The 14785-nt window shown below is 59.0% G+C and carries 25 protein-coding genes; all 25 read right to left on the bottom strand.

All coding sequences use genetic code 11. The annotated features are described in order from the left end of the window. Positions 1-214: 214 nt before the first annotated feature. Complete coding sequence (locus AC2S2E_RS16295) at positions 215-859, bottom strand: adenylate kinase (RefSeq protein WP_476107369.1); 645 nt, start codon at positions 857-859, stop codon at positions 215-217. A gap of 40 nt (positions 860-899) precedes the next feature. Beyond that, a complete protein-coding gene (secY, locus tag AC2S2E_RS16300; RefSeq protein ID WP_476107370.1) occupies positions 900-2267 on the bottom strand; it encodes a preprotein translocase subunit SecY in 1368 nt (455 codons plus the stop codon). A 118-nt stretch (positions 2268-2385) separates the two neighbouring features. Then, entirely contained in the window at positions 2386-2865 is a 480-nt protein-coding gene (gene rplO, locus AC2S2E_RS16305) for a 50S ribosomal protein L15 (RefSeq protein WP_476107371.1), read from the bottom strand. 48 nt (positions 2866-2913) lie between these two features. Beyond that, positions 2914-3969 (bottom strand): acyltransferase family protein, encoded by a 1056-nt coding sequence (locus AC2S2E_RS16310; RefSeq protein ID WP_486523093.1) that lies wholly within the window; start codon positions 3967-3969, stop codon positions 2914-2916. 105 nt (positions 3970-4074) lie between these two features. Further along, complete coding sequence (gene rpmD / locus AC2S2E_RS16315) at positions 4075-4251, bottom strand: 50S ribosomal protein L30 (RefSeq protein WP_172342593.1); 177 nt, start codon at positions 4249-4251, stop codon at positions 4075-4077. A gap of 5 nt (positions 4252-4256) precedes the next feature. Further along, positions 4257-4973: a 30S ribosomal protein S5 gene (gene rpsE, locus AC2S2E_RS16320; RefSeq protein ID WP_476107376.1), complete on the bottom strand. Its 717-nt coding sequence runs from the start codon at positions 4971-4973 to the stop codon at positions 4257-4259. Between the two features lie 2 nt (positions 4974-4975). Continuing rightward, the gene (gene rplR / locus AC2S2E_RS16325) at positions 4976-5326 is read right to left on the bottom strand and encodes a 50S ribosomal protein L18 (protein ID WP_476107379.1); all 351 of its coding nucleotides are present in this window, start codon (positions 5324-5326) and stop codon (positions 4976-4978) included. Next, positions 5326-5859 carry a 50S ribosomal protein L6 gene (gene rplF / locus AC2S2E_RS16330; protein WP_476107381.1) on the bottom strand — a complete coding sequence of 178 codons (534 nt, stop codon included), beginning with the start codon at positions 5857-5859 and terminating at the stop codon, positions 5326-5328. Before rplF ends, rplR begins: the two co-directional genes overlap by 1 nt. Then, the gene (gene rpsH / locus AC2S2E_RS16335; protein WP_172342597.1) at positions 5859-6254 is read right to left on the bottom strand and encodes a 30S ribosomal protein S8; all 396 of its coding nucleotides are present in this window, start codon (positions 6252-6254) and stop codon (positions 5859-5861) included. The genes rplF and rpsH overlap by 1 nt, the downstream gene beginning before the upstream one ends. Before the next feature lie 12 nt (positions 6255-6266). Continuing rightward, complete coding sequence (gene rpsN, locus AC2S2E_RS16340; protein ID WP_274175718.1) at positions 6267-6572, bottom strand: 30S ribosomal protein S14; 306 nt, start codon at positions 6570-6572, stop codon at positions 6267-6269. A 32-nt stretch (positions 6573-6604) separates the two neighbouring features. After that, positions 6605-7183, bottom strand: a complete 579-nt coding sequence (gene rplE / locus AC2S2E_RS16345) for a 50S ribosomal protein L5 (protein ID WP_476107388.1) — start codon at positions 7181-7183, stop codon at positions 6605-6607. Then, the gene (gene rplX, locus AC2S2E_RS16350; protein ID WP_290008879.1) at positions 7176-7496 is read right to left on the bottom strand and encodes a 50S ribosomal protein L24; all 321 of its coding nucleotides are present in this window, start codon (positions 7494-7496) and stop codon (positions 7176-7178) included. The genes rplE and rplX overlap by 8 nt, the downstream gene beginning before the upstream one ends. Next, positions 7496-7864, bottom strand: coding sequence for a 50S ribosomal protein L14 (gene rplN, locus AC2S2E_RS16355; RefSeq protein ID WP_110869606.1), 369 nt, complete (start codon positions 7862-7864; stop codon positions 7496-7498). The genes rplX and rplN overlap by 1 nt, the downstream gene beginning before the upstream one ends. Positions 7865-8003: 139 nt before the next feature. Continuing rightward, on the bottom strand, positions 8004-8273 hold the full coding sequence (rpsQ, locus tag AC2S2E_RS16360; RefSeq protein ID WP_476107390.1) for a 30S ribosomal protein S17: 270 nt from the start codon (positions 8271-8273) through the stop codon (positions 8004-8006). A gap of 10 nt (positions 8274-8283) precedes the next feature. Next, complete coding sequence (rpmC, locus tag AC2S2E_RS16365; RefSeq protein WP_273616993.1) at positions 8284-8487, bottom strand: 50S ribosomal protein L29; 204 nt, start codon at positions 8485-8487, stop codon at positions 8284-8286. Continuing rightward, entirely contained in the window at positions 8487-8921 is a 435-nt protein-coding gene (gene rplP / locus AC2S2E_RS16370) for a 50S ribosomal protein L16 (RefSeq protein ID WP_476107394.1), read from the bottom strand. Before rplP ends, rpmC begins: the two co-directional genes overlap by 1 nt. Before the next feature lie 17 nt (positions 8922-8938). Next, positions 8939-9634: a 30S ribosomal protein S3 gene (gene rpsC, locus AC2S2E_RS16375; RefSeq protein WP_476107396.1), complete on the bottom strand. Its 696-nt coding sequence runs from the start codon at positions 9632-9634 to the stop codon at positions 8939-8941. Between the two features lie 3 nt (positions 9635-9637). Then, a complete protein-coding gene (rplV, locus tag AC2S2E_RS16380; protein WP_476107398.1) occupies positions 9638-10015 on the bottom strand; it encodes a 50S ribosomal protein L22 in 378 nt (125 codons plus the stop codon). Next, complete coding sequence (rpsS, locus tag AC2S2E_RS16385; RefSeq protein ID WP_168603827.1) at positions 10015-10293, bottom strand: 30S ribosomal protein S19; 279 nt, start codon at positions 10291-10293, stop codon at positions 10015-10017. Before rpsS ends, rplV begins: the two co-directional genes overlap by 1 nt. 6 nt (positions 10294-10299) lie before the next feature. Next, complete coding sequence (gene rplB, locus AC2S2E_RS16390; RefSeq protein ID WP_168603828.1) at positions 10300-11136, bottom strand: 50S ribosomal protein L2; 837 nt, start codon at positions 11134-11136, stop codon at positions 10300-10302. Positions 11137-11148: 12 nt separating this feature from the next. Beyond that, positions 11149-11454 (bottom strand): 50S ribosomal protein L23, encoded by a 306-nt coding sequence (locus AC2S2E_RS16395; RefSeq protein WP_476107401.1) that lies wholly within the window; start codon positions 11452-11454, stop codon positions 11149-11151. After that, positions 11447-12076 carry a 50S ribosomal protein L4 gene (gene rplD, locus AC2S2E_RS16400; RefSeq protein ID WP_476107402.1) on the bottom strand — a complete coding sequence of 210 codons (630 nt, stop codon included), beginning with the start codon at positions 12074-12076 and terminating at the stop codon, positions 11447-11449. Before rplD ends, AC2S2E_RS16395 begins: the two co-directional genes overlap by 8 nt. 3 nt (positions 12077-12079) lie before the next feature. Next, entirely contained in the window at positions 12080-12805 is a 726-nt protein-coding gene (gene rplC, locus AC2S2E_RS16405; protein ID WP_476107404.1) for a 50S ribosomal protein L3, read from the bottom strand. Between the two features lie 277 nt (positions 12806-13082). Further along, a complete protein-coding gene (gene rpsJ / locus AC2S2E_RS16410; protein WP_091146544.1) occupies positions 13083-13394 on the bottom strand; it encodes a 30S ribosomal protein S10 in 312 nt (103 codons plus the stop codon). Positions 13395-13522: 128 nt separating this feature from the next. Further along, complete coding sequence (gene tuf / locus AC2S2E_RS16415; RefSeq protein WP_476107407.1) at positions 13523-14713, bottom strand: elongation factor Tu; 1191 nt, start codon at positions 14711-14713, stop codon at positions 13523-13525. Positions 14714-14785: the final 72 nt, after the last annotated feature.

The raw sequence follows: 14785 nt of genomic DNA on the forward strand, positions 1-14785 counted from the left end.
GCATCCTGCCGGACTGACCCGTTTTCGACGTGTGAGGAGCGCGCCTAAACCGATTCGCGAGACAAGTCAACGCGAGCGATCAAAAATTTGCGGAAAGGTAAATCGGAAAATTCCGATCGGTTCCCGCATCAAGTGAATTCGCCAATCCCAAAAACCGGCACCGATCAACTTCGGCCTTATCTGCTAATCGCAAACAAGGCCGAAGCAAAATCCGTCAAGCGATAATACGTTCAATCGCATCCGTAACGTGGCCCAATTCCGCCATGCCATTGACACGCGAAACAATGCCGCGCGCTTCATAGATTGGAAGGATCGGCGCAGTCTTTGCGCGATATTCGGCCATACGCGTACGCACAGTGGCTTCGTTATCGTCAGGGCGACGCTTGAATTCCGTTCCGTTGCACTTGTCGCAAACACCGAACTGCTTGGGCTGCTCAAACTTGTCGTGATAGCCCTTGCCGCAGTTGGCGCAGGTAAAACGGCCCGTAATACGCTCCACCAGCGCATCCTCATCGACGTCCAGTTCGATCACATGATCAAGCTTGCGCCCACGCTGTGCCAGAATGCCGTCCAGCGATTCAGCCTGTGCCGCTGTTCGCGGATACCCGTCAAAAATAGCGCCTGCGCCCGCCCCCATGCTGTCCAGTTCCTCACCGATCAGCGCAGAAACGATCGCATCCGAAACCAGTTCGCCGCGCTCCATGACAGCCTTGGCCTCAAGACCAACCGGCGTACCAGCCTTCACAGCAGCACGCAGCATGTCCCCCGTCGACAGCTGACGAAATCCGTGGCGCTCAACAAGGCGCTGGGCCTGAGTGCCCTTACCGGCCCCCGGCGGTCCAAGCAAAATGATATTCACAGGTCTCTCCCCTCCGTTCAGACCTTCAAGGCGGAGCGCGTTAGCGCATCCGCCCCTTGAGTTTCGCCTTCTTGATCAGATCACCATACTGGTGAGCCAAAAGATGCGACTGGATCTGAGTGATGGTATCTACGGTCACGTTCACCACGATAAGCAAGCTCGTGCCGCCAGCCACCACCAGCCGCAACCCGGTTTGCTCCATGAAGAACTCGGGCACAACACATACTATGGTAATATAGGCAGCGCCGATTACCGTGATTCGCGTCAGGACATAGTCGAGATAGGTCGACGTGTTCTTGCCCGGACGGATGCCAGGAATGAACCCACCATTGCGCTTCAGGTTGTCCGCCGTTTCTTCCGGATTGAACACCACAGCGGTGTAGAAGAAGCAGAAGAACACAATGCCCAGAGCATAGAGCAACATGTAGAGCGGCTTACCATGGCCCAGATACTGATTGAGTTGAACAATCACATTACCCATGAATGTGTCGGGCGAAACCGACTTACCGGCAAACTGGGTGATCGTCAGCGGCAGCAGCAGAAGCGAACTGGCAAAAATCGGCGGAATGACGCCCGCAGTATTGATCTTAAGCGGCAGATGGCTGCGATCCGCCTGCATCATGCCGTTCTGAGTCGCACGCTTGGGATACTGGATCAGCAGACGACGCGTGGCGCGCTCCATGAAGCTGATGAACAGAATCATGCCGACAACCAGCGCGACCATCGCAAAAATGGTCAGCCCGTTCACCGAACCCGAACGCCCGCCTTCAAACAGTTGGATGAAGAACTGCGGCATCTGGGCGACGATACCCGCCATGATGATCAGCGACGTGCCGTTACCAATACCACGGCTGGTGATCTGCTCACCCAGCCACAGCAGGAACATCGTGCCACCGATCAGCGAGATCACGGTGCAAACGCGGAACAAAAGGCCCGGAATGACAACAGCCTGAAGACCAGCCGAAGTGCCATAAGCCTCAAGACCTGACGCGATCGCCCAGCCCTGAATCGCCGTCAGAAGGACCGCGCCATAGCGGGTCCACTGATTCAGCTTCTTTCGGCCGCTCTCTCCTTCTTTCTTCAAGGAGGCCAGCGCCGGATGCAACGAAGCGGCAAGCTGAACGACAATCGAGGCCGTGATATAGGGCATGACGCCAAGCGCAATGAGACTCATGCGCTCAAGGCTGCCGCCCGAGAATGTGTTGAAGATGTCGAGAATGCCACCCTGCGTCTTGGCGTACAACTGCTGAAGAACCAGCGGGTTAACGCCCGGAAGCGGGACAAAGCTCAAGAAACGGAAGACAATCAGCGCCCCGACGGTGAACCAAATGCGGCTCTTGAGTTCCGTCGCCTTGGAAAAGTTGGCGAGACTGAGTGTGCTGGCGATATTATCGGCGCGCGATGCCATAGGATTGCTCAAACCCTGACCCTGGCCGCCAAAATGGGCGGCGGACCTTTACCCATAGACGGGAAAGGATAAGGACTGCGGGCGGGGATACAACCCCCGCCCGCAAATCCAAACCAAATTACTCAGCAGCCGCAGCGACAGCCGGTACTTCAACCGAACCGCCAGCAGCTTCAACAGCAGCCTTGGCACCGGCCGAAACGCCGGCAACCTTGAAGCTGACCTTGGCGCTGAACACGCCCTTGCCGAGCAGGCGCACGCCGTCCTTGCCACCACGGGCCAGGCCAGCGTTCTTGAGGGCCGCGTGATCGACAACAGCCGACAGGTCAAGCTTGCCAGCGTCGATCGCCTTCTGCACCATGCCGAGGTTCACTTCAGCATAGTCCTTGCCAAACGGGTTGTTGAAACCACGCTTCGGCAGACGCATGTGAAGCGGCATCTGGCCGCCTTCGAAGCCATTGATCGACACGCCCGAACGTGCCTTGGCACCCTTCTGGCCGCGGCCAGCGGTCTTGCCCTTACCCGAACCGATGCCGCGGCCGACGCGGATACGACGGTGGCGGGCACCAGCATTGTCACGGATATCATTCAACTTGGTCATAATCTGCACTCGCTTTCGCTTTTGACGCGCTTGATGGAAGGCGCGCCCTTAGGCGAATTGAGTCGAACTGTCACCCCTTTTCCTGCGATCCTCATCACCCAGCGTCATTCGACGCTGGACCCAACGTTTACGCAAATGCTCGATGGGCCGATCATACCAACGCCACAACAAGGCCGACAGAACCACCAAACCCAATATCGAAGCGGCCAAAGCGCCACCGCCCCAGCCTGAAAAGCGCAACAATATGATGGCGGGCCAGTGCATCAAATAAATGACATACGAAAAGTCACCCGCCATCCGATCAATCCGATCCGATTTTTGGAAAACCGAATTTAACGAAAACGGCAGCAAACCAAGCGCCAGTGCAAAATTCATGAGTGCCGAATAGTCACCCCCTTCTTTCAAGCACTGCACCGACCAAGGCGACAAGGACAAAAGCGTAACGAGCCCCAATGGCGCATAAAAACTCCATTGTGCGAGCCGCTGAGAGACGGTCCATGTGTGTACTGATGCCAGGAGACCAAACAGAAAGAAGATCAGGAACGAGGGCAAGGTAACACCCCACCCCAGCCAAAGTCCGCCCACAAAGCACATGTAGCCTAAGCCGAACACCCAAACGGGTTTGAACCTTTGAACGAAAAAGATCAAAATCGGCGCGACGAGGTAAAATTGCATTTCAATATCGAGAGACCATGCCGGTCCAACCGGCCGCGTAGCCAATTGCGCATAGCCCAAGATAGTCAAAGGCAACAAGGACTGGGCTAATGGCTGCGCTCGGATAAGGGTCCAATCAGCGTCATGCGAAGCGGCGTGTGCGCAGATGCTTAGCACGCTTGCGACGGCCATCATGGGCGCAATACGCCACCACCGGCTGATGCAAAAGCTTAGCCAAGGCGCTCGAGTATTCGCATATTGGTCATGCCAAACCCGATGAACCCAAAACCCGCTCAATGTAAAGAAGATCAGGACGGGCGCCTTCCCAACCTCGATCCGAGTTACGTGGTGAAGCACAACGACCAAAGCAAGCCATAGCCTGAACATGCCGGGCTGCGCGGGCCAGCAAAGTGCACGAACAACGTGAAATAGGTTTAACCCCGAAAGCATACCAGCGAGGCTAAATTCCGGATCTTAACATCGCGTATTGCCAACAAGAAAAGGCCCCGGATCGCTCCGAGGCCTTGTCTTGTGCTTTAATCTGCTAGCGTGACCTTAGTCGACCACAGCCACCAGATGAGGCAAGCGAGCGATCGTGCCGCGAACTTCGGGGGTATCCGTCAATTCGACAACGCGATTCATCTTGTTGAGGCCCAGACCGATCAGCATCTTGCGCTGAGCTTCGGGACGACGGATCGGCGAACCGATCTGCTTGATCTTGATAGTTGCCATTGCGCTTACTCCGTAATCGCAGCGGCAGCAGCTTCAAGCTGCGCCTCGGTGTGGTGATGACCATCACGGTTCAGCAGGTCGGTGACCTTCTTGCCGCGACGCTGCGCCACCGACTTCGGGCTCGACTGGTCGGTCAGAGCGTCGAAAGTGGCGCGGATCATGTTGTAGGGGTTCGAGGTGCCGACCGACTTGGTCACCACGTCATGAACGCCCAGGCTTTCGAAGACAGCGCGCATCGGGCCGCCAGCGATGATGCCCGTACCGGCCGGGGCCGAACGAACGCTCACATTGCCAGCGCCGAAGTGGCCCTTGCCGTCGTGGTGAAGAGTGCGGCCTTCCTTGAGCGGAACGCGAACCATCTTCTTCTTGGCCGAGGCAGTCGCCTTGGTGATGGCTTCGGGCACTTCGCGTGCCTTGCCATGACCAAAGCCAACGCGACCCTTGCCATCGCCGACAACGACGAGAGCAGCAAAGCCGAAGCGCTTACCGCCCTTCACGGTCTTGCTGACGCGGTTGATGTGAACGAGCTTTTCAATCAGCTCTTCACCCTGTTCCTCGTCATTCTTGCCGCGACGGTCATCGCGGCGACCACGACCGCGGCCTTCGCCACGCTCGCCATCACGTCCGCGACCACGACCACGACGACCTTCACGCTCGTTGCCCTCGGGAGCAGCTTCAGCGCCGACAACGGCACCGGTTTCAAGGTTGGTTTCGTCAGCCATTGTCAGAACTCCAGCCCGCCTTCACGGGCGGCATCGGCCAGCGCCTTGACGCGGCCATGGAACAGGAAACCGCCGCGATCGAACACGACAGTGGTGACGCCAGCGGCCTTGGCGGCTTCCGCCAGTTCCTTGCCCACAACAGCAGCGGCATCGACATTGGCGCCGATAACCTTGCTGCCCTTTTTCAGCGACGAGGCCGAAACGAGGGTACGACCAGCAGCATCGTCGATGATCTGGGCGTAGATGTGGCGACCCGAACGGTGCACCGAAAGACGAGGACGCCCACCGGCACGAGCCTTCAGAGCGGTACGAACGCGCCGACGACGGCGCTCGAACAGAGACAGCTTGGCCATTACTTCTTCTTCCCTTCCTTGCGGAAGATGAACTCGCCAGCGTACTTGATGCCCTTGCCCTTATAGGGCTCGGGCTTACGCCAGCGACGGATCTCGGCCGCAACCTGACCCACCTTCTGCTTGTCGATACCGGAAATCAGGACGGTGGTGTTATCCGGAGTCTTGATTTCGATGCCTTCGGGAACGTCGAAGTTGACGTCGTGGCTGTAGCCCAGCTGAAGCTTGAGCACCTTGCCCTGCGCGGTGGCGCGATAGCCCACACCGGTGATTTGCAGGGTCTTGGTGTAACCTTCGGTAACACCGGTGACCAGGTTCGAGACGAGCGTGCGCTGCATCCCCCAGAAAGCGCGAGCCTGCTTCGTGTCGTTGGCGGGCTTCACCAGAATGGTGTCACCGTCAACAGCATAGCTGATTTCATCGCGCAGGTTCAGCGTCAGCGTGCCCTTGGGGCCCTTCACGGTCAGAAGGCCATCGGCGATGTTCGCCGAGACACCTGCCGGAATGGCAACAGGCTTCTTACCAATGCGGCTCATTAGAACACCTCCGCCAGCACTTCGCCACCGACGTTGGCAGCGCGCGCTTCGGCATCCGAGAGCACGCCACGCGGCGTCGAGACGATGGTGATGCCAAGGCCGTTACGCACCACAGGCAGTTCTTTGCTGCCCGAGTACACACGGCGACCCGGCTTGGAGACGCGAGCGAGATGTTTGATCGCGGGCTCGCCTTCGAAATACTTCAGCTCGATACGCAGCTGCGGGTGAACGCCAGTAGCGTCTTCCGAATAGCCACGGATATAGCCTTCGCGCTGGAGCACTTCGAGGACGCGCGAACGCAGCTTCGAAGCCGGCGAAAGGACGGAATCCTTCTTCGCCTGCTGGCCGTTGCGGATACGGGTGAGCATATCACCCAGAGGATCGGTCAATGCCATCGCTTTGGTTCCTTACCAGCTCGACTTCGTCACGCCGGGGATCATGCCCTTGTTGGCGAGATCACGCAGCTCAACGCGGCACAGGCCGAACTTGCGATAGTAGCCGCGCGGGCGGCCGGTGGTTGCGCAACGGTTGCGCACGCGGGTCGGGTTCCCGTTACGGGGAATCTCGGCCAGCTTGAGGCGGGCAATCAGACGCTCGGTTTCATCAGCCGATTCGTCGTCAGCAATAGCCTTCAGGCTCGCGTACTTCGCAGCGTACTTCTTGACGAGGGCCTTACGACGCTCGTTCTTGTTGATCGAACTCAGTTTCGCCATGGACTTAAGCTCTCTTTCTCAATCTTGCTCGCTCACGCCGCCTGCTTGGCTTCGGCGGTGGCAGTGAACGGGAAACCGAAGAGACGCAGCAGTTCGCGTGCTTCTTCGTCGGTCTTGGCCGAGGTGGTGACGATGATGTCCATGCCACGCACCTTGTCGATCTGATCGTAGCTGATTTCCGGGAAGATGATCTGCTCTTTCAGACCCATGGCATAGTTGCCACGGCCGTCGAAGCTCTTCGGATTCAGGCCACGAAAGTCGCGAATGCGGGGCATCGCAACCGTGATCAGACGGTCAAGAAATTCGTACATACGCTCGCGACGCAGCGTAACCTTGCAACCGATCGCCATGCCTTCACGCAGCTTGAACTGCGCAACCGACTTCTTGGCGCGGGTCACCACCGGCTTCTGACCGGCAATGGCTTCCATTTCGGCGGCAGCGGTCTGGACCTTCTTACGGTCCTGCGTGCCTTCACCCACGCCCATGTTGAGCGTGATCTTCTCGATCTTCGGGATTTCGAGCGCATTCTTGTAACCAAACTTTTCCGTCATCGCAGCTACGATTTCGGCGTCATACTTGGTCTTGAGACGCGGAGTGTACTTATCAGCCATCGATAGCCTCCCCGGACTTCACGGCCACGCGGACCTTCTTGCCGTCCTTTTCCTCGAAGCGGATGCGGGTTGCCGCACCGGTCTTCGGATCGACGAGACCAACCTTGCTGATAGCCATCGGCGCTTCACGGCGCTCGATGCCACCCTGCGGGTTCACCTGGGTCGGCTTGCGGTGACGGGCAGCGACATTCACGCCGGCAACCACAACCTTGCCTTCCTTCGGCAGGACGGACAGAACGGTGCCGGTACGGCCCTTGTCCTTGCCCGAACGGACGATCACATTGTCGCCCTTCTTGATCTTAGCAGCGGACATTACAGAACCTCCGGAGCCAGCGAGATGATCTTCATGTAGCCCTTGGCGCGCAGTTCACGCACGACGGGGCCAAAGATACGCGTGCCGATGGGCTCAGCGTTCTTGTTGATCAGCACAGCCGCGTTACCGTCGAAACGGATAACCGAACCGTCGGGACGACGAACGTCCTTGCGGGTACGAACGATCACCGCACGGTGAACGTCGCCCTTTTTGACCTTGGCGCGCGGCTGGGCTTCCTTGATCGACACCACGATGATGTCGCCAACGCCAGCGGTACGACGCTTCGATCCACCCAGCACCTTAATGCACTGGACGCGCTTGGCACCGCTGTTGTCAGCGACGTCAAGCTGGGATTGCATCTGGATCATGGATCCGGTTCCTTACGTTAGGCTTGCCGGAACAAGTCCGGCAGTTCCAAAAAACGGCGCCCGCGCGAACGGGCACCGTGAAGCGGTCCGGCGCCCTAACCCGATTCGGGTCAGAGCGCCAGAGATTTTTTCAACGACCTTAGACGTCCGCTTCGACGGCGACGCCCTTGCCCGCCTGAACCCGCTCAATCACCTTCCAGCTCTTCAGCTTCGAGATCGGGGCGGTTTCTTCGATGCGGACAACTTCGCCAGCCTTGAAGGCGTTGTCTTCGTCGTGGGCGTGATACTTCTTCGAACGACGGATGATCTTCCCATAAAGGGGGTGCTTCACCTTACGTTCGACCTTCACGACCACGGTCTTGTCGGTCTTGTCGGAAACAACCGTCCCGACCAGAATACGCTTGGGCATGGTTGTCTCCTTACGCCTTCGCTGCAACAGAACGCTCACTCTGGAGCGTCTTGATGCGGGCGATATCGCGGCGCACTTCCTTGATGCGTGCAGGACGCTCAAGCTGGTTGGTGGCGGCCTGAAAGCGGAGGTTGAAGGCCTCGCGCTTCAGATCGCCCAGCTCGGCAACCAGCTGGTCATCGCTCTTGGCACGCAGATCAGCGATCTTGGTCATTATTCGCCTCCCAGGTGCGAGGTGTCGCCAAGCTTGGCAACAACCTTGGTCTTGATCGGCAGCTTCATTGCGGCGCGCTCGAACGCACCAGCAGCCAGCTCACCCGAAACGCCGTCCAGTTCGAACAGGATCTTGCCCGGCTTTACGCGAGCAGCCCAATATTCGATCGAACCCTTGCCCTTACCCTGACGGACTTCAGCAGGCTTCTTCGAGACGGGCAGATCGGGGAACACGCGGATCCACAGGCGGCCCTGACGACGCAGGTGACGCTGAATGGCACGACGTGCAGCTTCGATCTGACGAGCGGTGACCCGCTCCGGCTCGAGGGCCTTAAGGCCATACGAGCCGAAGTTCAGGTCGGTGCCGCCCTTGGCGTTGCCGTGCAAACGGCCCTTGAACGCCTTGCGGAACTTGGTCTTCTTCGGTTGCAACATGATCTGTTACCTCAACCTCAACGTGCAGGACGCACGCCGGAGGTCTGGGCCTCCATCATGAGACGGTCCTGCGCCATCGGATCGTGACCAAGGATTTCACCCTTGAAGATCCACACCTTGATACCGATGATACCATAGGCGGTAAGGGCCTCGGCTTCGGCATAGTCGATGTTAGCACGCAGAGTGTGAAGCGGAACGCGGCCTTCGCGGTACCATTCGATACGCGCGATTTCGGCGCCACCAAGACGACCCGAACAGGTGATCTTGATGCCTTCCGCGCCAAGACGCAGAGCCGACTGAACCGAGCGCTTCATGGCGCGACGGAAGGCAACACGGCGGATCAGCTGATCGGCGATGCCCTGGGCGACAAGCTTCGAGTCGATTTCCGGCTTACGGATTTCGACAATGTTCAGCTTGACGTCGCTGCCGGTGAACTTGGCAAGCTGAAGGCGCAGCTTTTCAATGTCAGCGCCCTTCTTGCCAATGATCACGCCCGGACGGGCCGCAAAGATCGAAACGCGGCACACCTTGGCGGGGCGTTCGATCACCACCTTCGAAATCGCGGCCTGCGGCAGCGACTTGAAGATGAACTTGCGCATCTTGAGGTCTTCCTCAAGCAGCTTACCATAGGCGCGGCCTTCGGCGTACCAACGGCTGTCCCAGGTGCGGTTGATCTGCAGGCGCAGACCAATGGGGTTGCTCTTATGACCCATGGATCAGGCCTCCTGAACTTCGCGCACCACGATGCGCAGACGGCTGAAGGGCTTCAGGATGCGGGTGGACTTGCCACGGCCGCGAGTGTGAAAGCGCTTCATCGTGATCGACTTGCCGACCGAAGCCTCAACCACGACGAGGCTGTCCACGTCGAGGTTGTGGTTGTTTTCGGCGTTGGCGATGGCCGAAGCCAGCACCTTGCGAGCGTCAACCGCCATGGCCTTCTTCGAGAAGGACAGGATGTTCAGCGCATCTTCAGCCTTTTGGTTGCGGATAAGGGCCGCAACCAGGTTCAGCTTCTGGGCCGAGCCACGGATGGTGGTACCAACCGACAGCGCTTCCTTGTCGCCAACGCGACGGGGGGCTTTAGGCTTGCTCATTAGCGCTTGCCCTTCTTGTCAGCGGCGTGACCGGGGAACGTGCGCGTCGGCGCGAATTCGCCCAGCTTGTGGCCGACCATGTCCTCATTGACGGACACGGGGATGAACTTATGCCCGTTGTAGACGTTGAACGTCAAACCAACGAACGTCGGCAGGATCGTCGACCGACGCGACCAGGTCTTGATCGGGCCGGCACGGTTGCCAGCATCCTGGGCGACCTCGGCCTTTTTCAGCAGGTGCAGGTCGACGAAAGGACCTTTCCAGACGGAACGAGCCATTGTCGATTACCTCTTCTTCTTCGCGTGACGCGAGCGGATGATCATGCCGTCAGTCTTCTTGTTATGACGGGTGCGAGCGCCCTTGGTAGGCTTGCCCCACGGCGTAACAGGATGACGACCGCCCGAAGTACGGCCTTCACCACCACCATGCGGGTGGTCGACCGGGTTCTTGGCAACGCCGCGGGTAAGCGGACGCTGGCCAAGCCAACGGTTGCGACCGGCCTTTGCAAGGTTGGTGTTGGCGTTGTCGGGGTTCGACACGGCGCCAACGGTGCCCATGCAATCGCCACGCAGGTAGCGCTGTTCGCCCGAGTTCAGACGAACGATCACCAGACCACGGTCACGACCAACGACCTGCACATAAGTGCCGGCCGAACGAGCGATCTGACCACCCTTGCCCGGCTTCATTTCCACGTTGTGGATGATGGTGCCAACGGGGATCTGCGACAGAAGCATGGCGTTGCCGGGCTTCACGTCGGTCTTTTCGCCAGCGACAATGGTGTCGCCAACGGCCAGACGCTGCGGTGCGATGATGTAGGTCTGCTCACCGTCTTCGTACTTAACGAGGGCGATGAACGCGGTGCGGTTGGGATCATATTCCAGACGCTCAACGGTTGCCGGCTGGTCCCACTTGCGACGCTTGAAATCGATAAAACGATAGCGCTGCTTGTGGCCACCACCGATACCGCGGCTGGTCACGTGACCCTTGTTGTTACGACCACCGGTCTTGCTCTTACCTTCGGTAAGCGCCTTGACCGGCTTGCCCTTCCAGAGGGCGCTCTTGTCAACCAGGACGAGGCCACGACGGGCCGGGCTGGTCGGATTATAGCTCTTGAGTGCCATGTTCTACCGCCCTCAGATCCCGCTGGTCACGTCGATCGACTGGCCAGCAGCCAGGGTCACAACGGCCTTCTTGACGTCGGTGCGCTTGTAGGGCTTGCCCTTCCAGCGCTTGGTCTTGCCCTTCTGGGTCAGGGTGTTCACACCCGTCACCTTCACGCCGAACAGAGCTTCAACCGCAGCCTTAATTTCAGGCTTGGTCGCACGCTCAGCAACCTTGAACACAACAGCGTTGTTCTCGGAAAGGAGCGTGGTCTTTTCGGTGATGTGGGGCGCCACAATCACGTCATAATGACGCGTGTCGATGCTGTCCTTAGCCATTGAAACGGGCCTCCAGCTTTTCGACAGCGGCGCGGGTCAGCACCAGCGTGTCATGCTTCAGGATGTCGTAAACGTTGGCGCCCACGGCGGGCAGTACGTTTACGCCGACGATGTTGCCGGCAGCGCGAGCGAAGTTCTCGTTCACTGCTTCGCCGTCGATCACCAGCACCTTGCCAGCGAAACCAGCCGAAGCGAGCGTCGCGGCCAGCACCTTGGTCTTGGCTTCAGCCAGTTCGAGATTCTCAACGACCACCAGGCCGCTGTTCACCTTCGACGACAGAGCAAGCTTCAGACCCAGAGCGCGGATCTTCTTGTTCAGCGACAGGTTGAAGTCACGGACGCGAGGACCATGAGCCTTACCACCGCCGATGAAGATCGGAGCCTTGCGGTCACCATGACGAGCGGTACCGCCACCCTTCTGGTTACCGAACTTCTTGCCGGTGCGAGCCACATCGCTACGCTCACGAGCGCCACGGGCAGTGCCGCGACGGTTTTCGAGCTGCCACGTGACAACGCGGTGAAGGATGTCGGCGCGCGGCTCAAGGCCGAACACAGCATCGTTCAGTTCGATTTCGCCAGCAGCGGCCGAACCGTCGAGGTTTTGCAGAGTTACCTTGACCACGACTTAGCCCTCCTGACCTTCGGCAGCTTCGACAGCCGGAGCAGCATCGACCACAGCCGACTTGATCGCGGCGGGGTACGGAGCGTCGGCATGACGAGCAACCTTGACCGAATCGCGGACGAGCAACCAGCCGTTCTTCGCGCCGGGCACAGAGCCCTTCACGAAAACCAGGCCGCGCGCGTCATCGGTGCGGACAACTTCGAGATTCTGCTGGGTGCGCTGACGATCACCCTGATGACCAGCCATCTTCTTGTTCTTGAAGACGCGACCCGGATCCTGACGGTTACCCGTCGAACCATGCGCACGGTGAGAGATCGACACACCGTGGGTGGCGCGCATACCGCCGAAGCCCCAGCGCTTCATAGCGCCCGAGAAGCCCTTACCCTGAGTGTGGCCGGTGATGTCAACCAACTGGCCCGACACAAAGTGCGAGGCAGCGATGGTCGAACCAACTTCCAGCACGGCGTCATCGGCCACGCGGAATTCGGCAACTTCCATCTTCAGCGGAACTTCAGCCTTGGCGAACTGTTCACGCTGCGGCTTGTTGACATTCTTTTGCTTGGCGGCGCCCGCACCCAGCTGCAGAGCGACATAACCGTCGCGCTCAGCGGTACGAACCGAAACCACCTGGCAGTCTTCCAGCGACAAAACGGTCACGGGAACGTGACGTCCGTCTTCCTGGAAAAGGCGGGTCATCCCCACCTTCTTAGCGATCACGCCGGTGCGCATGACCTTTTACTCCTTACAGAGGCCTGCAGCGGACCATCCACCACAGGCGTGTCAACCCAAATGTGCGAAGCGAGCCCCGTCCGGGCTGAACGTCAGGCCATCTCAGGCCCGACAAGACGGGGGACGCTGCCCGAAACAAGTGCCAATCATTACTGATCAGCGAGACTTCCGGAGGTATCCCATATTCCTTTGCAGGCTTGCCTGCGCAGGCACCATTTCTGGCAAATGGCCGAATCAGATGCGGCCAGAGGTCGCGCCCTTAGCAGACGCAATCCCTTTATGCCAGCTTGATTTCAACGTTGACGCCTGCGGCGAGATCGAGCTTCATCAGCGCATCGACGGTCGCGGCGTTCGGCTGAACGATGTCCAGCAGACGCTTGTAGGTGCGAACTTCAAACTGCTCGCGCGACTTCTTGTCGATGTGGGGTCCGCGGTTAACGCAGAACTTCTCGATCTTGGTCGGCAGCGGAATGGGCCCGCGAATGAGTGCGCCCGTGCGACGGGCGGTGTCGGCGATCTCGCCGGTGGCCTGATCCAGCACGCGGTGATCGAATGCCTTCAGGCGAATGCGGATGTTTTGAGCTTCCATGTCCTGCTACCGATGAGAAAGAGCTAAAAAGAAATCCGACCGCCTCACCCGTGAAAACAGGCAACCAAGCAGTCGGCGAAAAAACGAACCCGCCGGTAGACCGAAATCCACCGGCGGGCAAGCTTTAATTACTTCGTGATCTTGGCCACAACGCCCGAACCAACGGTACGGCCGCCTTCGCGAATAGCGAAGCGGAGACCTTCGTCCATGGCGATCGGCGCGATCAGTTCAACCTGCAGCTTCACGTTGTCGCCAGGCATGACCATTTCGGTGCCTTCGGGCAGCGTGACCGAACCGGTGACGTCGGTCGTGCGGAAGTAGAACTGCGGACGATAGTTGGCGAAGAACGGCGTGTGACGGCCACCTTCGTCCTTCGACAGCACGTACACTTCCGATTCGAAGTTGGTGTGCGGGGTGCAGGTGCCGGGCTTGGCCAGAACCTGACCGCGCTCAACGTCTTCACGCTTGATACCACGGCACAGAGCGCCGATGTTGTCGCCAGCTTCACCCTGATCGAGCAGCTTGCGGAACATTTCCACGCCGGTCACGGTGGTCTTGGCGGTAGCCTTCAGGCCAACGATTTCGACTTCTTCACCAACCTTGATGATGCCGGTTTCGACGCGGCCGGTCACAACCGTACCACGACCCGAGATCGAGAACACGTCTTCGACGGGCATCAGGAAGGGCTTGTCGGTCGGACGGGGGGGCTGCGGAATGTAGTTGTCCACAGCTTCCATCAGCTTGTAGATCGATTCCTTGCCGATGGCATCGTCACGACCTTCGAGAGCGGCCAGAGCCGAACCCGGGATCACGGGGATGTCGTCGCCGGGGAAGTCGTAAGACGACAGCAGTTCGCGGATTTCCAGCTCGACGAGCTCAAGGATTTCCGCGTCGTCGACCTGGTCAACCTTGTTCATGTACACGACCAGAGCGGGCACGCCGACCTGACGAGCAAGCAGGATGTGCTCGCGGGTCTGCGGCATCGGGCCGTCAGCAGCGTTCACCACCAGGATCGCGCCGTCCATCTGGGCAGCACCTGTGATCATGTTCTTCACGTAGTCAGCGTGACCCGGGCAGTCGACGTGAGCATAGTGACGGTTGGCGGTTTCGTATTCGACGTGAGCCGTCGAAATCGTGATGCCGCGTTCGCGCTCTTCGGGAGCCTTGTCGATGTTCGCGTAGTCCGTGAACGTCGCGCCGCCGGTTTCAGCCAGCACCTTGGTGATAGCAGCCGTCAGGGTCGTCTTGCCGTGGTCAACGTGACCGATGGTGCCGATGTTGCAGTGCGGCTTGGTCCGCTCAAACTTAGCCTTAGCCATGTTTCAAACCTTCTTTTCGTTCAAATGAGATTTCTGCACGAGACGGCACCTGCCAGACTCGCCTGAAATTCA

This window comes from Novosphingobium sp. 550D (assembly GCF_057401885.1).